The organism is Nocardioides epinepheli, assembly GCF_037936805.1.
Taxonomy (GTDB): Bacteria; Actinomycetota; Actinomycetes; order Propionibacteriales; family Nocardioidaceae; genus Nocardioides.
The window spans coordinates 1-19,454 of sequence record NZ_JBBMMC010000013.1 but is presented as its reverse complement, the minus strand read 5'-3'; the positions used below and the strand labels follow the sequence as shown (position 1 = coordinate 19,454).

General features: G+C 71.7%; 19 protein-coding genes. 15 read left to right on the top strand and 4 right to left on the bottom strand.

The window, feature by feature from the left end:
• The first annotated feature begins 2 nt into the window (after nucleotides 1–2).
• A complete protein-coding gene (locus WMR31_RS16675) occupies nucleotides 3–1,058 on the top strand; it encodes a sensor histidine kinase (protein ID WP_340540002.1) in 1,056 nt (351 codons plus the stop codon).
• 122 nt (nucleotides 1,059–1,180) lie between these two features.
• Here the strand turns inward: WMR31_RS16675 and WMR31_RS16670 are convergent, their stop codons facing one another.
• Nucleotides 1,181–1,786 carry a TIGR03086 family metal-binding protein gene (locus tag WMR31_RS16670; protein ID WP_340540001.1) on the bottom strand — a complete coding sequence of 202 codons (606 nt, stop codon included), beginning with the start codon at nucleotides 1,784–1,786 and terminating at the stop codon, nucleotides 1,181–1,183.
• Nucleotides 1,787–1,848: 62 nt separating this feature from the next.
• On the opposite strand from WMR31_RS16670, the gene WMR31_RS16665 reads away from it, so the two are divergent.
• Nucleotides 1,849–2,883: a helix-turn-helix transcriptional regulator gene (locus WMR31_RS16665; RefSeq protein WP_340540000.1), complete on the top strand. Its 1,035-nt coding sequence runs from the start codon at nucleotides 1,849–1,851 to the stop codon at nucleotides 2,881–2,883.
• Here WMR31_RS16665 and WMR31_RS16660 read toward each other — a convergent pair.
• Nucleotides 2,780–3,613: a DUF817 domain-containing protein gene (locus tag WMR31_RS16660; protein WP_340539999.1), complete on the bottom strand. Its 834-nt coding sequence runs from the start codon at nucleotides 3,611–3,613 to the stop codon at nucleotides 2,780–2,782. The two genes, WMR31_RS16665 and WMR31_RS16660, sit on opposite strands and share 104 nt — an antisense overlap.
• Nucleotides 3,614–3,683: 70 nt before the next feature.
• On the opposite strand from WMR31_RS16660, the gene pheS reads away from it, so the two are divergent.
• Together pheS and pheT are read left to right on the top strand one after the other, a co-directional pair.
• Nucleotides 3,684–4,781, top strand: coding sequence for a phenylalanine--tRNA ligase subunit alpha (pheS, locus tag WMR31_RS16655; protein ID WP_340539998.1), 1,098 nt, complete (start codon nucleotides 3,684–3,686; stop codon nucleotides 4,779–4,781).
• Entirely contained in the window at nucleotides 4,778–7,285 is a 2,508-nt protein-coding gene (gene pheT, locus WMR31_RS16650; RefSeq protein WP_340539997.1) for a phenylalanine--tRNA ligase subunit beta, read from the top strand. The genes pheS and pheT overlap by 4 nt, the downstream gene beginning before the upstream one ends.
• A gap of 60 nt (nucleotides 7,286–7,345) precedes the next feature.
• Here the strand turns inward: pheT and WMR31_RS16645 are convergent, their stop codons facing one another.
• The gene (locus tag WMR31_RS16645) at nucleotides 7,346–7,951 is read right to left on the bottom strand and encodes a hypothetical protein (RefSeq protein WP_340539996.1); all 606 of its coding nucleotides are present in this window, start codon (nucleotides 7,949–7,951) and stop codon (nucleotides 7,346–7,348) included.
• A 73-nt stretch (nucleotides 7,952–8,024) separates the two neighbouring features.
• Nucleotides 8,025–8,822, bottom strand: a complete 798-nt coding sequence (locus WMR31_RS16640; protein ID WP_340539995.1) for a maleylpyruvate isomerase N-terminal domain-containing protein — start codon at nucleotides 8,820–8,822, stop codon at nucleotides 8,025–8,027.
• A gap of 178 nt (nucleotides 8,823–9,000) precedes the next feature.
• Here WMR31_RS16640 and argC point away from each other — a divergent pair, with 178 nt between their 5' ends.
• The 11 genes from argC (at nucleotide 9,001) to WMR31_RS16585 (ending at nucleotide 19,193) form a co-directional block, all read left to right on the top strand.
• The gene (gene argC / locus WMR31_RS16635) at nucleotides 9,001–10,041 is read left to right on the top strand and encodes an N-acetyl-gamma-glutamyl-phosphate reductase (RefSeq protein ID WP_445321640.1); all 1,041 of its coding nucleotides are present in this window, start codon (nucleotides 9,001–9,003) and stop codon (nucleotides 10,039–10,041) included.
• Nucleotides 10,038–10,445 (top strand): ACT domain-containing protein, encoded by a 408-nt coding sequence (locus WMR31_RS16630; protein ID WP_340539993.1) that lies wholly within the window; start codon nucleotides 10,038–10,040, stop codon nucleotides 10,443–10,445. Before argC ends, WMR31_RS16630 begins: the two co-directional genes overlap by 4 nt.
• 25 nt (nucleotides 10,446–10,470) lie before the next feature.
• A complete protein-coding gene (gene argJ, locus WMR31_RS16625) occupies nucleotides 10,471–11,628 on the top strand; it encodes a bifunctional glutamate N-acetyltransferase/amino-acid acetyltransferase ArgJ (protein ID WP_340539992.1) in 1,158 nt (385 codons plus the stop codon).
• Complete coding sequence (gene argB / locus WMR31_RS16620; RefSeq protein WP_340539991.1) at nucleotides 11,625–12,548, top strand: acetylglutamate kinase; 924 nt, start codon at nucleotides 11,625–11,627, stop codon at nucleotides 12,546–12,548. Before argJ ends, argB begins: the two co-directional genes overlap by 4 nt.
• Before the next feature lie 28 nt (nucleotides 12,549–12,576).
• Nucleotides 12,577–13,734, top strand: coding sequence for an acetylornithine transaminase (locus WMR31_RS16615; RefSeq protein ID WP_445321644.1), 1,158 nt, complete (start codon nucleotides 12,577–12,579; stop codon nucleotides 13,732–13,734).
• Nucleotides 13,731–14,660 carry an ornithine carbamoyltransferase gene (gene argF, locus WMR31_RS16610; RefSeq protein WP_340539989.1) on the top strand — a complete coding sequence of 310 codons (930 nt, stop codon included), beginning with the start codon at nucleotides 13,731–13,733 and terminating at the stop codon, nucleotides 14,658–14,660. The genes WMR31_RS16615 and argF overlap by 4 nt, the downstream gene beginning before the upstream one ends.
• Nucleotides 14,657–15,178: an arginine repressor gene (locus WMR31_RS16605; RefSeq protein ID WP_340539988.1), complete on the top strand. Its 522-nt coding sequence runs from the start codon at nucleotides 14,657–14,659 to the stop codon at nucleotides 15,176–15,178. Before argF ends, WMR31_RS16605 begins: the two co-directional genes overlap by 4 nt.
• A 62-nt stretch (nucleotides 15,179–15,240) precedes the next feature.
• Nucleotides 15,241–16,674: an argininosuccinate synthase gene (argG, locus tag WMR31_RS16600; protein ID WP_340539986.1), complete on the top strand. Its 1,434-nt coding sequence runs from the start codon at nucleotides 15,241–15,243 to the stop codon at nucleotides 16,672–16,674.
• Nucleotides 16,674–17,135, top strand: a complete 462-nt coding sequence (locus tag WMR31_RS16595; protein ID WP_340539985.1) for an NUDIX domain-containing protein — start codon at nucleotides 16,674–16,676, stop codon at nucleotides 17,133–17,135. The genes argG and WMR31_RS16595 overlap by 1 nt, the downstream gene beginning before the upstream one ends.
• The gene (gene argH, locus WMR31_RS16590; protein ID WP_340539984.1) at nucleotides 17,132–18,556 is read left to right on the top strand and encodes an argininosuccinate lyase; all 1,425 of its coding nucleotides are present in this window, start codon (nucleotides 17,132–17,134) and stop codon (nucleotides 18,554–18,556) included. The genes WMR31_RS16595 and argH overlap by 4 nt, the downstream gene beginning before the upstream one ends.
• Complete coding sequence (locus WMR31_RS16585) at nucleotides 18,540–19,193, top strand: DNA-3-methyladenine glycosylase (protein ID WP_340539983.1); 654 nt, start codon at nucleotides 18,540–18,542, stop codon at nucleotides 19,191–19,193. The genes argH and WMR31_RS16585 overlap by 17 nt, the downstream gene beginning before the upstream one ends.
• Nucleotides 19,194–19,454: the final 261 nt, after the last annotated feature.

Sequence of the window (19,454 nt, the reverse complement as noted above, 5' to 3'; positions counted from 1 at the left end):
CGGTGACCGCGCAGGAACTGGCCGACTCGCTGCCCGACGGCGTGGTGGTGGCCGACGGTCAGGGCGTCGTCACACTCGTCTCGAGGCTCGCCGCCTCGATGCTGGACCTGGACGGCGCGCGGGGGCCCGGCCGACCTCTCGCGGAGGTACTGCGTCTGACCGGGAGTGACGCTCACGACTGGGTCGAGCTCAACCGGCCCTTCGAAGGGCTGCGCACGCGCACCGGCGTCCCGGAGCAGTCGTGGCTGCTGCCCGACGGCACCGAGGTGCTCGTGTCGGCCCGGATCGTGCGGGCCGCGCCGCTGGGCGAGATCACCTCGGTGACGATCACCCTGCGTTCGGGCCGTGGCCGCGCCCGCCTGGACCGGGAGCGCTCCGACCTGGTCGCCACCGTCGCCCACGAGCTGCGCTCGCCGCTCACCGGCGTCCGTGGCTTCGTGCAGGCCCTGCTGAGTCGCTGGGACCGGCTCGACGACGACCAGCGCAAGCTGATGCTCACCACCGTCGCCGCCGACGCCGACCGGCTGAGCCGGCTGATCGCCGAGCTCCTCGACGTCGCCCGCATCGACACCGGGCGGCTCCAGATCCATCCGCGACCGGTGGATGCGGGCGAGCTGGTCGCCCGCGCCGTCGAGTCGGTGGCGGCAGGGACGACGCGGACGGTCCGGCTCGCCGTCGCCCCGGACCTCCCGCCTGCCCTCGCGGACCCCGACAAGCTGATCCAGGTCGTGACGAACCTGATCGAGAACGCGGTGCGCCACGGTGCGGGCGACGTCCGGGTCGACGTCGAGCCCACCGCCGGCGCCGGGGCCCTGCGGATCGCCGTCGCCGACGAGGGCGAGGGGATCCCGCCCGACCTGCGCCGCCGCGTGTTCACCAAGTTCTGGACCGACACCGGCGGCGGCTCCGGCCTCGGCCTCTACATCGTCAACGCCCTCGTGCGTGCCCACGAGGGCACGATCACGGTGAGCGATGCCCCCGGCGGTGGTGCGCTCCTGGTGTGCACCTGGCCGGTCGCCCCGGGTCCGGGATTTCCCCGGTCGACCGGGGAAACCTGAACTTGGGGGCCGATATCCCGGCCCCCAGGTTCATGGATGGGCCGCCCAGTCGTCGGGTCGCGGACGCCGGACGCCCCGGCGCGACGCGCTGCGCAGGCCCTCGGCGCCGCACCGCGGGCGGTTCAGACTCGAGCCGGTGCCCACCGCGGATCACGGCCGTACCAGGCCACGAGCCGCTCGGTCGCCGGCGCGTCCTCGGGTACGTCGACGACCGCTGCGAACGGGATGTCGGGCGACTCGCGGATCTCGGCCGGGAGGAAGCGGCGGACGCCGTCGAGCAGCGGGGCGGCCAGGTCGTCGTCGAGGCCGGAGGTGTCGCCGAGGGTCGCGGCGACGTCCCAGGCGTGGGTGCACAGCTCGCTGGCATAGCCGAGGATCGCGCCGGGCGCCGGCATCGGGCCGGCCGGGTGCTGGACGGTGCGTTCGAGCAGGCCGTCCTCGGTGACGGCGGCGGCGAACTCCGGCTGGCGTGCGGCCCAGGCCTCGCTCCAGGCGTTGTCGGTCACGTAGGTCTGCGAGGGCAGGTCGAAGGGGTGTCCGCCGCGGAGCATGTGCGGGACGCGATCGGCCACGGCGACGAGGTGGGCGAGCAGGTCACGCAGCGTCCATCCCTCGCACGGGGTCGGCCGGTCGAGGTCGGCCTCGGTGACCCGGTCGATCAGGGCTCCGGCCTGAGCGGCCGCGGCGAGCAGGGCGAGTGTGGGCTGAAGGTCGGTGTCGGTGGTCATGGCTCCAGCCTCACCCGCAATACCTGACATCAACTGTCAGGTTTGTTTGAGAGAATCCGAAGATGCGCGCCGACCGCCTCCTGCGGCTCCTCCATCTGCTCCAGCGGCACGGTCGGCTGCCGGCAGCCCGGCTCGCCGAGGAGCTGGAGGTCTCCGAGCGCACCGTGCTGCGCGACATGGAGGCGCTGTCGTCCGCCGGCGTCCCGGTCTACCTCCAGCGCGGCCGCGGCGGCGGCTGCTCGCTGCTTCCGGGCTACCGCAGCGACGCGAGCGGACTGACCACGGGCGAGGCTCAGGCGCTGTTCCTGTGGGGGTCCCGCGAGGACGCGCGCGATCTCGGACTCGGCCCCGAGCTCGGCAACGCGCTGGCGAAGCTGGCGGCGACCGCCCCCTCCGACGCCATGGAGGAGGCCGACGCGCTGGCCTCGGTGCTGGTGGTCGACCGGCGGCGCTGGTTCGCCGCCGCCGAGCAGGTGCCGGTGCTGCCCGTCCTTCGCGAGGCCGCCACCGACGGCAGGAGGATCCGGATGCGCTACGCCGCCGCCGACGGCACCGAGGGCACGCGCACCGTCGATCCCTACGGCCTGGTGGAGAACGCCGGGCGCTGGTACCTGCTGGCCGCCCACCGAGGCGCGCGCCGGACCTACCGGGTCTCGCGCGTCCGCGACGCCGTCGTCCTCGCTGAACCCGCACGCCGGCCCGCCGATCTCGATCTGGCCGCCGAGTGGGCGGAGACCCGGCGAACGCTCGAGGTGGGGGACTCGGTGGAGGTGGAGGTCGCCGTCGAGCCCGATGCGGTGGCGGGTTTTCGACGCCTGGCGTCCTTCCAGGTCGTCGCGGACACCGAGATCGTCGAGCTCGACGGTCCAGACCACGACCCGCGAGCTCGTCTGCGCCTGGTGCTGCGGGCACGGCCGATGGCACTCGGGCTGATCCTCAGCCATGGCGGCGACGTCGAGCTGCTCGCGCCTGCCGACCTCCGCGCCGATCTGGTCAGCCGGGCGGAAGGGGCGGTACGGCGGCACGGGACCGTACCGACGGCCGAGTGGTCGCCGGCTGGTGCACCACCGTGTGCAGCTGGCCCTCCCATCGTTTGACGGCGGCGACCAGGACGAAGCTCATGGTGACCAGAAGGGCCCAGGATCCGATCTTCGAGGTGTGCACGATCTCCCATACCTCGAGCTGCCCCGGGTACTTCCACGCGTTCAGATAGGTCGCCAGGTTCTCCGCGATCCACAAGAACACTCCGATCAGCGCGAACGAGAGAGCCAGCGGCATCCGATACCTCGCATCGCCCACGGTGAAGTGCACCCAGGTGCGGCGCAGCACCCACACGCCGAGGATCGCGATCGGGAGCCGCAGGTCCGGGAGCCAGTGGTGGGTGAAGAAGTTCGCATAAACGGCGACCGCGACGACGCTGGTAGCCAGCGCGTCGAAGTCGCTGACCCGCAGGTCGAAGCGCCGCCACGCCTGACAGACGTAGGAGCCGACCGCCGCGTACATGAACCCGGAGAACAGCGGCACTCCCCAGACCATCGTGACGGCGTCCTCGGGATAGGACCACGACCCGACGTGCACCTTGAACAGCTCGAGCGCCAGCCCGATCAGGTGGAACGCAAGGATCACCAGCACCTCACGCCAGGTCTCGAAGCCGATGGCCCAGAACGCCAGCGTCAGCGCCACACACCACACCAGGAGGGCGTCGTAGCGGGCGATCGGCAGCGGGACGACGTAGGCGACCAGGAGCCCGGCGAAGAGTGCCACCGCGAACAGGCACGACTGCGCCTCGATCCAGGCGAACCGCAGGAGCTGCGTGAGCAGGCGCACCCCGCCACGGTACGGTCCGCGCGGGTAACCGGTTCGCAGGCGACGGGGTCGCGTTCCTAGACTCACCACCATGTCCGGACCCAATACCGACTACGACCCCGTGGAGGTCAGCACCTTGAACCCCGACGAGGTCGAGGCGGCGCGCGATGCGGCGCTCGCCGCGATCGACGCGGCGGCCGATCTGGCCGCGCTCAAGCAGGTGCGGATCGACCACGCCGGCGACCGCTCACCGCTCGCCCTCGCCAATCGTGAGATCGGAGCCCTGCCGCCCGCCGCCCGCAAGGACGCCGGACGCCGGGTCGGACAGGCGCGTGGCGCGGTCAACCAGGCGCTCGCCGCGCGCACCGCCGTCCTCGAGGCCGAGCACGAGGAGCGGATGCTGGCCGAGGAGACCGTCGACGTCACGATGCCGACCGACCGCCTGCCCGTAGGCGCGCGGCATCCGCTGACCACGGGCGCGGAGCTGATCGCCGACATCTTCGTCGCGATGGGCTGGGAGATCGCCGAAGGTCCGGTGATCGAGGCCGAGTGGCTCAACTTCGATGCTTTGAACCTGGGCCCGGACCACCCGGCGCGCACCATGCAGGACACGTTCTGGACCGATCCGCCGGAGAACGGTGTCGTGCTGCGCACCCACACCTCCCCGGTGCAGGCACGCACGATGCTCTCCCGCACACCGCCGATCTATGTCGTGTGCCCGGGCAGGGTGTTCCGCACCGATCCGTTCGATGCCACGCACAGCCCGATGTTCCACCAGGTCGAGGGGCTGGCGATCGACGAGGGCCTGACGCTGGCGCACCTCAAGGGGACCCTCGACCACTTCGCCACCGCGATGTTCGGCGAGGGCATCGTCACCCGCTTCCGTCCGTCGTACTTCCCCTTCACCGAGCCGTCGGCCGAGGTCGACCTGGTGTGCTTCGTGTGCCGTGGCGTCGACTCCGAGACCTGCCGCACCTGTCGCGGCGAGGGCTGGATCGAGTGGGGCGGCTGCGGGGTCGTGAACCCCCGCGTGCTGCGCGCCTGTGGCGTCGACAGCGAGCGCTACTCCGGCTTCGCCTTCGGCATGGGCATCGACCGCACCCTGATGTTCCGCCACGGCATCGAGGACCTGCGCGACCTCTTCGAGGGCGATCTCCGTTTCACCACCGCGTTCGGAAGTGACCTGTGAAAGCTCCTGTCTCCTGGATCCGCGAGTACGTCGACCTGCCCGCCGAGATCAGCACCGAGCAGCTCGCCGCGCGCCTGACCGCGCTCGGCCTGAAGCTCGAGGCGATCGAGGCGCCGGGCGACCAGATCACCGGCCCGCTGGTCGTCGGCCGGGTGCTCACCCGCGAGCCCGAGCCGCAGAAGAACGGCAAGACGATCAACTGGTGCACCGTCGACGTCGGTGACGCCAATGGCACGGGCGAGCCGCAGGGCATCGTCTGCGGCGCCCACAACTTCGACGTCGGCGACCTCGTCGTGGTCGTGCTCCCGGGCGGCGTGCTTCCCGGCGGCTTCGAGATCTCCGCGCGCAAGACCTACGGGCACGTCTCCGCAGGCATGATCTGCTCGGCCCGCGAGCTCGGCCTCGGCGAGGACCACGACGGCATCATCGTGCTGCCGCCCGACGCCGGCGAGCCCGGCCAGGACGCCTTCGACGTGCTCGGCCTCGACGACGACGTCATCGAGTTCGAGATCAACCCCGACCGCGCGTACGCCCTGAGCCTGCGCGGGGTCGCCCGGGAGGCCGCGCTGGCCTACGACGCCGACTTCGACGACCCGGCGGCTCGCGCGGTCCCGGCCGCCAACGACGCCGGCTACCCGGTGGTGATCGACGACGCCGAGGGCTGTCCGCTGTTCGTCGCCCGGCTCGTCGAGGGCTTCGACCCCACCGCGCCGTCGCCGGACTGGATGGCCCGCCGGCTCGTCCAGGCGGGGATGCGCCCGATCTCACTGGCGGTCGACGTCACCAACTACGTGATGCTCGAGATCGGCCGCCCGATCCACGCCTACGACGCCGACAAGCTCACCGGCGCGATCGGCGTCCGGCGCGCCCGGGCGGGGGAGCGGCTGACCACCCTCGACGGCACGGACCGCGCCCTCTCGCCGGAGGATCTCGTGGTTGTCGACGACTCCGGCATCATCGGCCTCGGCGGGGTGATGGGGGGCGAGGACACCGAGATCTCGGCGTCCACCACGCGGGTGCTCGTGGAGGCCGCCCACTGGGACGCGGTCTCGATGTTCCGCACCGGACGACGTCACAAGATCACCTCCGAGGCCGGCAAGCGCAACGAGCGCGGTGTCGACCCGATGGTCACCGAGGCGGCGGCCGACCGGGTGGTCGAGCTGCTGACCACCTACGGCGGCGGAGCGGTCTCCGCCGGCGTCACCGTCGTGGGGGAGCCGCCGGTTCCGGCGGTGATCGAGATCGCCGCCGACCTGCCCGAGCGGATCAGCGGGATGAGCATCTCGCCCGAGACGACGATCGCCGACCTGCGCGCAGTGGGCTGCGCCGTCGAGCCGACCGAGGTCGACGGCGATCCGCACGACCAGGTCCTGCGTGTCCTGCCGCCACCGTGGCGACCCGACCTCACCGACCCCTACGACCTCGTCGAGGAGGTCGCCCGCGTGGTCGGCTACGACCAGGTCCCCTCCGTGCTGCCCACGCCCGGCGCCGGCCGGGGCCTCACCCGCGAGCAGCAGCTGCGGCGTCGCGTCGGTCGCGCCCTGGCCGGGGCCGGATGCGTGGAGGTGATCAGCTTCCCGTTCGTCGGCCAGGCCGCCTTCGACCAGCTCGGGCTGCCCGCCGACGACCCGCGCCGGCAGACCGTGCTCCTGGCCAACCCGTTGTCGAGCGAGGAGCCCGGCTACACGACCACGCTCCTGCCGGGGCTACTCAAGGCCGCGGGTCGCAACCTCGGCCGCGGTGCGAGCGGCGCCGCCCTGTTCGAGACCGGCACCGTCGCCTTCCCCGCCGCCGACGGCGCCGTGGGGGCACCGATCTACGGCGTCGACGACCGGCCGAGCGACGCCGAGCTGGCGGCCCTGTTCGCCGCGCTCCCGGACCAGCCGCTGCACCTGGCCGCGGTCCTCACCGGCGAGCAGGAGCGGGCCGGCTGGTGGGGCGCTGGGCGCGAGACGACGTGGGCCGACCCGATCGCCCTGGTTCGTCGCCTCGGCGTCGAGCTCGGCGTCGCGATCGAGACGCGCGCGGCCACCCACGCCCCCTGGCATCCCGGGCGGTATGCGGAGATCCTCGCCGACGGCGACCCGATCGGACATGCTGGCGAGCTGCATCCCGCCGTGTGCACCGCCTTCGGGCTCCCGGCCCGCAGCGCCGCGCTGGAGATCGACCTCGACGCGCTGATGGCGCGCACGCCCGAGACCGCCGGCGCACCCGAGTTCTCCTCCTACCCGCTGGCCAAGGAGGACGTCGCACTCGTCGTCGACGACTCGGTCACCGTTGCCGACGTCGAGGACGCCCTGCGCACCGGTGCCGGCGACCTGCTGGAGTCGATCCGGCTCTTCGACGTCTACACCGGTGACCAGATCGGAGCCGGACGCCGCTCGCTGGCCTTCGCGCTGCGCTTCCGCGCGCCCGACCGGACCCTCACCGAAGAGGAGACCGGTGCCGCACGTGACGCCGCGGTCGCCGTCGCGGTCGAACGCACCGGCGCGTCCCAGCGCTGAATCCAGGCTGAGCTCCGGCGTCGGAGGTCGAGCAAGCGGCTCGGGATCCCTCCGGCAGGCTCAGCGCAGCCAGCCGCGGTTCGGGGCCTTGTCGCGGTACCCGCGCACCGGGTTGCCCTTGCGGTAGCGGGTGTAGTCCCAGGTCTGCACCTGCACGCCGACCTTCTTGCGGATGCGCATGCAGTTGCGGGGCACCAGGACCTCGATCGCGTTGATCCGCGGCCGCCCCTTGCCGGTCAGCGAGGGGCAGTTGACCCGGCTGATCGCGTCGGATCCGTTGACCCGCAGCAGGACGAAGCGCTGGTGGCCGTCGCCGTCGTTGCGGAAGTCCCAGATCAGCCGGTAGTCGGCGGCTCGGCCGCCCTTGGTGTCGTAGCTGATGTCCATGCCGTTGAACTTCGGGCCGACGTCGTAGGTGTTGCTGTAGGCCTGGACGGCCACCCAGCCCCGGTAGGCGGGGTAGAGCACGATCTGGTGGGTGTCGTACTGCGATCCGGCGTCGCCCACGCGATCACGATGGATGGAGCGCGCCGCGATCGGCGGGCCGTCGCGGTCGATGCGGCCCAGGGTCGGGGCGTCCTCGGCCGTGGCGGCCCCGGTGCCGGTCGCGGTGAGAGTGAAGGTTGCAAGGGTGAGGGCGAGAACGGCGGTGAGGGCGCGGCACATTGATGACTCCTGGACGGCGAGGGTGTGGGCTGGACCTGCCCGCAGACCCTACGTGCGAAACCGCCATGCCGGATCAATCCAGGTCAGGACTCACCGCGGCCTCGAATCTCTCCAGGGCGAGCGGGTCGCCCTCGAGTGCGATGCCCTCGCGGTCCCGCCGCTTCCACAGCCAGGCGTCGAGGTCGCAGGCGCGGCCGGTGATGACCGCATCGGGAGCGCCGCCCGGATCACCGACCAGCAGCACGTGCGGTCCGTCGTAGACCCGACCGGTCTCCGGGTGGGTGCCGAGCAGCGTGCACGGCTGGGCCCAGAGGCTGGTGCCGGTATCGGTGAGGTCGATCCGGACGTGGTGGTCGGCCGCCTCGATCCGTGCCCACGCGGGCGGCTCGCCGCCGTACATCACCTCGAGGAGCTCCGCGACGCCGTCGGCAGCCAGGACCGGATCCAGGACCGACTCGACGTCGACGGTCTGCTCGGCGTCGAGCCGGTGGATCAGCGCCTCGTGGGCCTGGCGCCGGAAGGTGAAGCCGACCGTCTGCTCCGGGGCCCAGCTCCACGCGGGTTCTGCAGGGTCGGCCTGCTCCAGCGTCGCGACGAGGGCCGCGGCGCTCTCGGCGTGCTGCTCCACGAGACCGGCCAGACTCCCGGCCCGCTCTCGGCGGCCGTCCTCGGGTGGCCCGCCGGGCCTGCGCGAGATCACCTCGTTCCAGAACCAGAGCACCTCGGCGTGGTGCCAGAGCAGGTCGGCGGCGGTCCAGCCGGGGCAGGCCGGCACGGGTGCGTCCGGGTCGGCCGTCGTCAGCGCCTCGCGCAGCCGCGCCGAGTCGGCACGGAGATGATCGAGGTAGGTCGCGTGGTCCAGTCGCGTCATGGTCGGAACCTAGGCGCCGCCACCCCCACCGCGCACCCGCATTCTGGACCCGTAGGTGGGTTCTGCATAGGTTCTGCATAGGTGCATAGGTTGGGGGGCGGCGGCGACCCGGTCGGCTTGTTACCGACCGTAACAAGTGGACACCGCCCTGCATGAACATTCAGAGACATGTATGATCATGCACATGACGACGAAGACCCGCGTGGCGGTGGCCGGCGCCAGCGGCTACGCCGGCGGGGAGGTGTTGCGGCTTCTTCTCGGTCATCCCGGGGTGGAGATCGGCGCGCTCACCGGCGGCTCCAACGCCGGCGAGGTCCTGGGCACGCTCCAGCCGCACCTGCTCCCGCTCGCCGACAGGGTGCTGGAGCCCACCACCGCCGAGACCCTCGCCGGCCACGACGTCGTGGTGCTCGCGCTGCCGCACGGCCAGTCGGGGGCGATCGCGCACGCACTCGGCGAGGACGTCGTGATCATCGACTGCGGTGCGGACTTCCGGCTCGAGGACGCCGCGGAGTGGGAGTCGTTCTACGGCAGCCCGCACGCGGGCACCTGGGCCTACGGGCTCCCCGAGCTTCCCGGGCTCCGCGACGCGCTTCGCGGTGCCGCCCGGATCGCCGTCCCCGGCTGCTACCCCACCGTGTCCTCACTCGCCCTCGCGCCCGCGGTCGCCGCCGGCCTGATCACGCCCGACGTCGTCGTGGTCGCCGCCTCGGGCACCAGCGGTGCGGGCAAGGCCGCCAAGACCCACCTGCTCGGCAGCGAGGTGATGGGCAATGCGAGCGCCTACGGCGTCGGGGGAGTGCACCGGCACACCCCCGAGATCACCCAGAACCTCGCCGCGCTCACAGACCAGCGGGTGCGGGTGAGCTTCACCCCGATGCTGGTGCCGATGTCGCGAGGAATTCTCGCGACCTGCTCGGCACCGTTGGCCGCAGAGGTCAGCGCCGACGACGCGCACGCGGCCTACGCCAAGGCCTATGCCGACGAGCCGTTCGTGCACGTCCTGCCCCCGGGTCAGTGGCCACAGACCCAGTCGGTACTCGGCTCCAACGCCGTCCAGCTGCAGGTCACCGTCGACGCGGCGGCCGGTCGCCTCGTCGCCGTCGGCGCGATCGACAACCTCGCCAAGGGCACCGGCGGCGCCGCCGTCCAGTGCCTCAACCTGGCGCTCGGCCTCGACGAGGCCCTCGGCCTGTCGACGGTGGGACTGGCGCCATGAGCAAGGAGACCGCAGTGACGCCCACGCCGCTAGAGATCGAACAGTTCCCCGAGAAGCTCGCGGTGCTCCGACTGGCGCCGGGCGCCGACGTGCCCGACTGGGCAGAGGCGTCCTCGATCCTCTCCGTCACCGCCACCGCGGCAGCCACCACGCTGGTCTGCGCCGGACGCAACGTCCCGAAGAAGGTGCCCGGCGTACGCGGCCTGATCGGCTTCGCCGCGAACGGCGACGGTGCCGACGCCGGAGTCCTGGCGGGCCTGCTTGCGCCGCTGGCCGAGGTCTCGGTGCAGGTGCTCAGCGGCATCGACCAGATCTGGATCCTGGTGCCCGCCGACGACGCCGACCGTGCGGCGGAGGCCTGGCGACGACAGGGGCACACCGTCGCCCCCGCCGTCCCCGAATGACCCCTCACCCAGACCAGGAACCCTCATGAGCATCACCGCCCCCGCCGGCTTCAGTGCCGCCGGCGTCGCCGCCGGACTGAAGTCCACCGGCGCCCTCGACCTCGCCCTCGTCGTCAACCACGGCCCCACCTTCGACTCAGCCACCGTCTTCACCGCTAACCGCTGCAAGGCCAACCCGGTGCTGTGGAGCCAGGAGGTCGTCAAGGACGGCGTCGTGCACGCCGTCGTCCTGAACTCCGGTGGTGCCAACTGCTACACCGGCGCCGACGGCTTCCAGACCACCCACGCCGTCGCCGAGAAGGTCGCGGAGAACCTCGGCATCGGCGCGGTCGACGTCGTCGTCTGCTCCACCGGCCTCATCGGCCTGGTCAACTCGCGCGAGGCCCTGCTCGCCGGCGTCGATGCGGTGAGCAGTGCTCTCGCGACAACGCCGGAGGGTGGCGACGACGCCGCCCACGCGATCATGACCACCGACTCGGTGAGCAAGCAGGCCGTCGTCGAGGGCTCCGGCTGGCGCGTGGCCGGAATGGCCAAGGGCGCCGGCATGCTCGCCCCACAGCTCGCCACGATGCTCGTCGTGCTGACGACCGACGCCGTCGTCCCAGCCGCCGACCTCGACGCCGCCCTGCGTGCGGCCACCCGGGTCAGCTTCGACCGGCTCGACTCGGACGGGTGCATGTCCACCAACGACACCGTCACGCTGATGGCGAGCGGCGCCAGCGGCATCACCCCGTCGCTGCCCGACTTCACCGAGGCGCTGACCCAGCTCTGCACCGACCTCGCGATGCAGCTCCTGCGAGACGCCGAGGGCGCCGACCACGACATCGCGATCACCACCCTCAACGCCGCCACCGAGGACGACGCTGTCGCGGTCGGCCGCAGTGTGGCCCGCAGCAACCTGTTCAAGGCGGCGGTGTTCGGCAAGGACCCCAACTGGGGTCGCGTCCTCGCCTCGATCGGCACCACCGACGCCGCCTTCGACCCGGCCGACCTCGACGTCGCCATGAACGGCGTCTGGGTGTGCCGCCAATCCACGCCGGCCGAGGACCCCGCCGGTGTCGACCTCTCCGGCCGCGAAGTCACCGTCACCATCGACCTCAAGGCGGGCACCGAGCGGGCCACGGTCTGGACCAACGACCTCACCCACGCCTACGTCCACGAGAACAGCGCGTACTCGTCATGAGCCATGCACCCGAGAAGCCCGATCCCGCCAAGGCCCGCACGCTCGCGGGCGCCCTTCCGTGGCTGAAGGCCTACCACGGCAAGGTCGTGGTGGTGAAGTACGGCGGCAACGCGATGACCGACGACGACCTCAAGCGCGCCTTCGCCGAGGACATCGTCTTCCTGCGCCTGGCCGGCTTCAAGCCGGTGGTGGTGCACGGCGGCGGCCCGCAGATCTCCTCGATGCTCGATCAGCTCGGCATCGAGTCGGAGTTCCGCGGCGGCCTGCGCGTCACCACCCCGGAGGCGATGGACGTCGTGCGGATGGTGCTGGTCGGCAAGGTGCAGCGCGAGCTCGTCGGACTCATCAACGAGCACGGTCCGCTCGCCGTCGGACTCTCCGGGGAGGACGCGCAGCTGTTCACCGCCACGCCCACCAACACCGTCGTCGACGGCGAGGAGGTCGACCTCGGGCTCGTCGGCGAGGTGACCCAGGTCCGGCCCGAGGCAGTGCTCGACATCATCGAGGCCGGACGGATCCCCGTCGTCTCCAGTGTCGCGCCGGACGCCGCAGGCCTGGTGCACAACGTCAACGCCGACACCGCCGCCGCCTCGCTGGCCGTCGCGCTCGGCGCCGAGAAGCTCCTCGTGCTCACCGACGTCGAGGGACTCTTCCTCGACTGGCCGGCCTCCGAGGACGTCATCGGCGAGATCAGCCCGGAGTCGCTGACCGCGATTCTGCCGAGCCTGGCCAGCGGCATGGTGCCCAAGATGAAGGCGTGCCTCGAGGCGGTCGAGGGCGGCGTGCCGCGTGCCACCGTCGTCGACGGGCGCGAGCCGCACGCCGTGCTCCTCGAGCTGTTCACCAAGGAGGGCGTCGGCACCCAGGTGCTCCCCGGCGTCGAGACCAAGACCAGGAAGGCGAGGGACGCCGGTGAGTGACCACAACGACCGCTACGCCGCGGCGCTGATGAACGCTTTCGGTCCGCCCAAGCTGACCCTCGCACGGGGCGCGGGCGCGCGCGTCTGGGACACCGACGGCAACGAGTACGTCGACCTGCTGGGCGGCATCGCGGTCAACGCGCTCGGGCACGGGCATCCGGCACTGGTCGAGGCGGTCTCGACGCAGCTCTCGACGCTCGGCCACGTCTCCAACTTCTTCGCCACCGTTCCGCAGATCGAGCTCGCCGAGCGCCTTCTCGCGCTTCTGGGCCACGGCGAGGGCAAGGTGTTCTTCACCAACTCCGGAACCGAGGCGGTCGAGGCCGCGTTCAAGCTCACCCGGCGTACCGGACGCACCCACGTCGTCGCCGCCGAGGGCGGCTTCCACGGTCGCAGCATGGGCGCGCTGGCGCTCACGTCCAAGCAGGCCTACCGCACGCCGTTCGAGCCGCTGCCCGGCGAGGTCACCTTCGTCCCCTACGGCGACGCCGAAGCGCTGGCCGCGGCGGTCACCGACCGCACCGCCGCGGTGCTGCTCGAGCCCATCCTGGGGGAGGCCGGGGTCGTCGTTCCCCCCGAGGGCTACCTCGCTCGCGCACGGGAGATCGCCACCGAGCACGGCGCCCTGCTGTGGTTCGACGAGATCCAGACCGGCATCGGGCGTACCGGACGGTGGTTCGAGCACCACCGCAGCGACGTCGTCCCCGACGTCGTCACGCTCGCCAAGGGACTGGCCGGTGGCTTCCCGATCGGCGCTTGCGTCGCGCTCGGCGCTGCCGGCGACCTGATCCAGCCCGGCAACCACGGCTCGACGTTCGGCGGCAACCCGGTCGCCTGCGCCGCCGCGCTCGCCGTTCTCGACACCATCGAGTCCGAGGACCTGCTCGACCACGTCACGGTGCTCGGCCAGAAGCTGCGCGACGGACTGGCCGCCGACCCGCGGGTCACCGAGGTACGGGGAGAGGGCCTCCTGATCGGGCTCGACCTCGCTGGCGACTGCTCTGCCGAGGTCGCCGCCGCGGCGCTCGCGCACGGCTTCATCGTCAACAACCCCACGCCGTCGCGGGTCCGCCTCGCGCCCCCGTTGGTGCTCACCGACGACGACGCGGCGGCGTTCCTCGCGGCCTGGCCCGCGATCCTCGACGCCGCCGACGAGGCCCGGGCAGCGACAGGAGAGGACACATGAGCACTCGACACTTCCTCCGCGACGACGACCTCACCCCGGCCGAGCAGGCCGAGCTGCTCGACCTCGCCTCGTCGCTCAAGCAGCTGCCCTACTCCCGGCGCCCCCTGGCCGGCCCACAGTCGGTGGCGATGATCTTCGACAAGCCCACCCTGCGCACGCAGGTCTCGTTCGGAGCCGGGATCGCCGAGCTCGGCGGGAACCCGATGCTCGTCGAGGGCCGGCTCGCGGGCATCGGCGTGCGCGAGTCGGTGGAGGACGTCGCCCGCGTGCTCGGCCGCCAGGTCTCCGCGATCGTGTGGCGCACGTTCCACCAGAGCGACCTCGACACGATGGCCGCCCACGCGGATGTGCCGGTGGTCAACGCGCTCACCGACGACTTCCATCCCTGTCAGCTGATCGCCGACCTGCTCACGGTGCGCGAGCATCGCGGCGCGCTGGCCGGGCTCACCGTCGCCTTCGTGGGCGACGCCGCGTGCAACATGGGCAACTCCTGGCTGCTCGCGGGTGCGACGGCCGGGATGCACGTGCGGGTCAGCGCGCCCGAGGGCTACCTGCCCGAGCAGGCGATGGTCGAACGGGCCAGCGAGATCGGTGCGACCACGGGCGGGTCCGCCGCCGTCGTCCTGGAGCCGGAGAAGGCGGTCGCCGGAGCGGACGTCGTGGTCACAGACACCTGGATCTCGATGGGCAAGGAGGCCGAGGAGGCCGCCAGGACGCAGGTGTTCGCGCGCTGGTCGCTGACCCCCGAGCTGCTCGCTCTGGCCGCTCCTGACGCGATCGTCCTGCACTGCCTGCCGGCCTACCGTGGCAAGGAGATCGCCGCCGAGGTGATCGACGGTCCCCAGAGCGTCGTGTGGGACGAGGCCGAGAACCGGCGCCACGCTCAGAAGGCCGTACTCGCCTTCCTCCTGGAGAACTCGCGATGACCGCCGCGACGGGCAGCAGGATCCCGGTCACCAAGAGCGCACGCCACCAGCGCATCGTCGATCTGGTCACCCAGCACGAGGTGCACTCCCAGGCCGAGCTTGCGGACCTGCTCGGCGACGAAGGGGTGCGGGTCACCCAGGCCACGCTGTCGCGCGACCTGGTCGAGCTCGACGCCGTCAAGGTGCGCACCGCGGCGGGCACGCTGGTCTACGCGGTCCCGGCCGAGGGTGGCGACCGACGACCCCAGGCGCCGGGGGAGACCGCGGCAGCGACCCAGCGTCTCGCGCGCCTGTGCGGAGAGCTGCTGGTCAGCGCCGAGGCGAGCGCCAACCTCGTCGTCCTGCGCACCCCGCCCGGCGCCGCCCAGTTCCTCGCCTCCGCCTTCGACCGGGCCGAGCTGCCCGACATCCTCGGCACCATCGCCGGCGACGACACCGTCCTGGTCATCGGACGCGATCCGGCCGGCGGCGAGTGCCTGGCCGACCGGTTCCTGGCGCTGGCCGACGAGGGCGGCTGAGCCGCCACAACACACGCGATCACCATCCCCAGCTCGAACCACGACTTCAAGGAGCACCCCGAGTGAGCAAGGTCCTCACCTCCCTACCCGTCGGCGAACGCGTCGGCATCGCCTTCTCCGGCGGCCTCGACACCTCCGTGGCGGTCGCCTGGATGCGCGCCAAGGGTGCGATCCCGTGCACCTACACCGCCGACATCGGCCAGTACGACGAGCCCGACATCGCAGGCGTCCCCGACCGCGCCCTCGAGTACGGCGCCGAGCTCGCCCGGCACGTCGACATCAAGCCGCAGCTGGTCGAGGAGGGCCTGGCCGCGCTGGCCTGTGGCGCCTTCCACATCCGTTCGGCCGGTCGTGCCTACTTCAACACCACACCACTGGGGCGCGCGGTCACCGGCACGATCCTGGTGCGCGCCATGCACGACGACGGCGTCGACATCTGGGGCGACGGGTCGACGTTCAAGGGCAACGACATCGAGCGCTTCTATCGCTACGGGCTGCTGGCCAACCCGAACCTGCGCATCTACAAGCCCTGGCTCGACGCCGACTTCGTCACCGAGCTCGGCGGCCGCGCCGAGATGAGCCAGTGGCTGGTCGAGCGTGGCCTGCCGTACCGCGACAGCACCGAGAAGGCCTACTCCACCGACGCCAACATCTGGGGAGCCACCCACGAGGCCAAGACCCTCGAGCATCTCGACGTCTCGCTCGAGACCGTCGAGCCGATCATGGGCGTGCGCTTCTGGGACCCGGCGGTGGAGATCGAGACCGAGGAGGTCACCATCGGCTTCGACCACGGTCGCCCGGTGTCGATCAACGGCCAGGCGTTCAGCGACCCCGTGGCCCTGGTGCACGAGGCGAACGCGATCGGCGGCCGGCACGGGCTCGGCATGTCCGACCAGATCGAGAACCGCATCATCGAGGCGAAGTCGCGAGGCATCTACGAGGCGCCCGGCATCGCCCTCCTCTGGATCGCCTACGAGCGGCTGCTCAATGCGATCCACAACGAGGACACCCTGGCCAACTACTACGCCGAGGGGCGCCGCCTGGGCCGCCTGCTCTACGAGGGTCGCTGGCTCGACCCGCAGGCCCTGATGCTCCGGGAGTCGATCCAGCGCTGGATCGCGTCGGTGGTGACGGGCGAGGTGACCCTGCGGCTGCGGCGCGGTGAGGACTACACGATCCTGCGCACCGAGGGCCCCACGCTCTCCTACCACCCCGACAAGCTGTCGATGGAGCGCACCGAGAACGCCGCCTTCGGCCCTACCGACCGGATCGGCCAACTGACCATGCGCAACCTGGACATCGCCGACTCGCGCGCGAAGCTCGAGCTCTACGCCGAGCAGCCCCACGACCAGGGCCACGTGCTGGTCGAGAACGGCACGCTCTTCGGTGAGATCGAGCAGGGGGGCTCCGACCTGATCACCGCCAACCCTGCCGCCGGCGACGACACCAGCGACGAGGCCCTCGACGCCGCAGCGATGGAGTTCGGCACCGACTGATGGCAACGCCACGCGTCACCGCCCGTCTGCTCCCGGTCAGTCCCGACGGCGCCGTGCTGCTGCTCCAGGAGCTCGACCCCGTCGAGCCGGACCGGCCCTACTGGTCGAGCATCGGCGGCGGCGTCGAGGACGGCGAGGACGCGACGGCGACGATCCTGCGGGAGGCGCACGAGGAGGCCGGGATCCGCGTCGCCCGCGCAGCCTTGGTGGGGCCCGTGCACGCCAGCCGCAACGCCTACTCGTGGAACGGCATCGACTACCTCGGTGAGCACACCTGGTACGCGCTGCCGCTGTCTCGCGAGACCGAGATCTGCTTCGACCACCTCGCGCCGGACGAGGTCGGCACCGTCCTCGGCTACGGCTGGTGGCAGCCGCAGGAAGTGGAGGGTTCGGTCCGGCGACCGGTCGAGTTGCCTACGATCATGAGGGCCGCGGTCGCGGCCGTGGGAGGAGAGCAGTGAGCGAGGTCAGCACGACCAACGAGGGCAAGCTGTGGGGTGGCCGCTTCGAGGGCGGCCCGTCCCCGGAGCTGGAGCGACTGTCTCGCTCGACCCACTTCGACTGGCGCCTGGCGCTCTACGACATCGCCGGATCCCACGCTCACGCGAAGGCCCTCGGGGCGGCGGGACTGCTCACCGAGGCCGAGCAGAACGAGCTCCACCGCGGTCTCGACGTCCTCGCCGACGCGTTCACGTCCGGGAGGCTGCTCCCGACCGACGCCGACGAGGACGTCCACGGCGCGTTGGAGCGCCTGTTGATCGAGGAGGTGGGTCCCGACGTAGGCGGCAAGCTGCGTGCCGGCCGCTCGCGCAACGACCAGATCGCCACGCTCTTCCGCAGCTACCTGCTCGACCACGGCCGCGTGCTCGCCGGGCAGGTCCTCGACCTCGTCGACGCGCTCGCCACCCAGGCGCGGACTCACCTCGGCGCGATCATGCCGGGGCGTACGCACCTCCAGCACGCACAGCCGGTCCTCCTCTCGCACCATCTGCTCGCCCACGCCTGGGCGCTGCTTCGTGACGTCGACCGGCTCGACGACTGGCACGACCGGGTGGTCTGTGACTCCCCGTACGGCTCCGGTGCGCTCGCCGGGCAGAGCCTGGGTCTGGACCCCGTACTGGTCGCCACCGAGCTCGGCTTCACCGGATCCAGCGCGAACTCCATCGACGGCACCGCGTCGCGCGACTTCGTCGCGGAGTTCGCGTTCGTGTGCGCCCAGATCGGCGTCGACGTCTCGCGGCTCGCCGAGGAGATCATCGTGTGGGCGACCCGCGAGTTCGACTTCGTGACGCTGCACGACTCGTGGTCGACCGGGTCGAGCATCATGCCGCAGAAGAAGAACCCCGACATCGCCGAGCTCGCGCGCGGCAAGTCGGGTCGTCTGGTCGGCAACCTCGCGGGCGTGTTGACGACGTTGAAGGCGCTGCCACTGGCCTACAACCGCGACCTGCAGGAGGACAAGGAGCCGGTCTTCGACTCCCTCGACACCCTCGAGGTGCTGCTCCCGGCCTTCACGGGGCAGGTGGCGACCCTCGTCTACCACACCGAGCGGATGGCCGAGCTGGCTCCGCAGGGCTTCTCCCTGGCCACCGACATCGCCGAGTGGCTGGTCCGCGAGGGCACGCCGTTCCGCGTGGCCCACGAGCTCGCGGGTGCGTGCGTGCGCGCGGCCGAGGCCAAGGGCTGCGAGCTCGACGGACTCACCGACGAGGAGTTCGCCGCGATCTCGCCGGCGCTCACGCCGCAGGTACGGCTGGTCCTCACCGCAGAGGGCTCGGTCGCCTCGCGCGACGGTCGCGGAGGGACGGCGCCGCAGCGGGTCCAAGAGCAGCTGGTCGAGCTCGACGGCCTGGTCGCGGCGCATCGTGAGCGACTGGCCTGAGCTGCGCGGTGCGGCGCCGGCGGTGGCACCGCGCCTGCTCGGCGCGATCGTCCGCAACGGCCCAGTCGCGGTCCGGCTCACCGAGGTCGAGGCGTACGCCGGCACGACCGATCCCGGCTCCCATGCGTTCGGAGGGCCGACGCCGCGCACCAAGGTGATGTTCGGTCCGCCCGGACACCTGTACTGCTACCTCAGCTACGGGATGCACGTGTGCGCCAACGTCGTGGTGGGGGAGGAGGGGAGTGCGGCCGCCGTCCTGCTGAGGGCCGGCGAGGTCGTCGACGGCCTCGACGTCGCGAGGCAGCGCAGCCCGCGGGCAAGCGCCGAACGCGACCTCGCCCGCGGCCCCGGCCGGCTCGGACGGGCCCTCGGCCTCACCCTGGGCGACGACGGCGCCGACCTGGCGACCGGCCCGATCACCCTGACCCTCGCTGCGGGGAGTCCCGCTGCGTGCGAGGTGGCGAACGGGCCGCGTACCGGACTGCGCCGGGCCCCCGACCGGCCGTGGCGCTACTGGCTGGCCGGCGACCGCTTCGTCTCGCCGTACCGGCGCCACGCGCGCGCGGAGCCGGAGCCCGACCCGCGGACCGACCGGGTGCAGGGACCCGATTTGGCATCCGGGACCGACGTGGTCTAACGTTCTCTACGTCGCGCAGCGCGGCTCCCGATCCGGGCCATCGGCCCAGCAACAAGCGGAGCTTCACCGTGTGACCGAGGTCACCGGCCGAACTTCAACTTTCGAGTTGACGAGGCGGTCGAGGACTGGTAGTGTTTCACAGGTTGCGCCAGATCGGGTCCCGCAAGGACCTTGAGGGCGTGGACGTCTGATGTTTGAGAACTCAACAGTGTGTCATAGTCGACGGATTAGTTTGTATGCCCTGATCTTTTCGTGAGGTTT

What these genes read in the sequence shown, in the direction of transcription:
- WMR31_RS16670 (WP_340540001.1), bottom strand. Translation starts at nt 1,786, where the DNA reads ATGACCACCGACACCGACCTTCAGCCCACACTCGCCCTGCTCGCCGCG.
- WMR31_RS16665 (WP_340540000.1), top strand. Translation starts at nt 1,849, where the DNA reads ATGCGCGCCGACCGCCTCCTGCGGCTCCTCCATCTGCTCCAGCGGCAC.
- pheS (WP_340539998.1), top strand. Translation starts at nt 3,684, where the DNA reads ATGTCCGGACCCAATACCGACTACGACCCCGTGGAGGTCAGCACCTTG.
- WMR31_RS16645 (WP_340539996.1), bottom strand. Translation starts at nt 7,951, where the DNA reads ATGTGCCGCGCCCTCACCGCCGTTCTCGCCCTCACCCTTGCAACCTTC.
- WMR31_RS16640 (WP_340539995.1), bottom strand. Translation starts at nt 8,822, where the DNA reads ATGACGCGACTGGACCACGCGACCTACCTCGATCATCTCCGTGCCGAC.
- argC (WP_445321640.1), top strand. Translation starts at nt 9,001, where the DNA reads ATGCACATGACGACGAAGACCCGCGTGGCGGTGGCCGGCGCCAGCGGC.
- WMR31_RS16630 (WP_340539993.1), top strand. Translation starts at nt 10,038, where the DNA reads ATGAGCAAGGAGACCGCAGTGACGCCCACGCCGCTAGAGATCGAACAG.
- argJ (WP_340539992.1), top strand. Translation starts at nt 10,471, where the DNA reads ATGAGCATCACCGCCCCCGCCGGCTTCAGTGCCGCCGGCGTCGCCGCC.
- argB (WP_340539991.1), top strand. Translation starts at nt 11,625, where the DNA reads ATGAGCCATGCACCCGAGAAGCCCGATCCCGCCAAGGCCCGCACGCTC.
- WMR31_RS16615 (WP_445321644.1), top strand. Translation starts at nt 12,577, where the DNA reads ATGAACGCTTTCGGTCCGCCCAAGCTGACCCTCGCACGGGGCGCGGGC.
- argF (WP_340539989.1), top strand. Translation starts at nt 13,731, where the DNA reads ATGAGCACTCGACACTTCCTCCGCGACGACGACCTCACCCCGGCCGAG.
- WMR31_RS16605 (WP_340539988.1), top strand. Translation starts at nt 14,657, where the DNA reads ATGACCGCCGCGACGGGCAGCAGGATCCCGGTCACCAAGAGCGCACGC.
- WMR31_RS16595 (WP_340539985.1), top strand. Translation starts at nt 16,674, where the DNA reads ATGGCAACGCCACGCGTCACCGCCCGTCTGCTCCCGGTCAGTCCCGAC.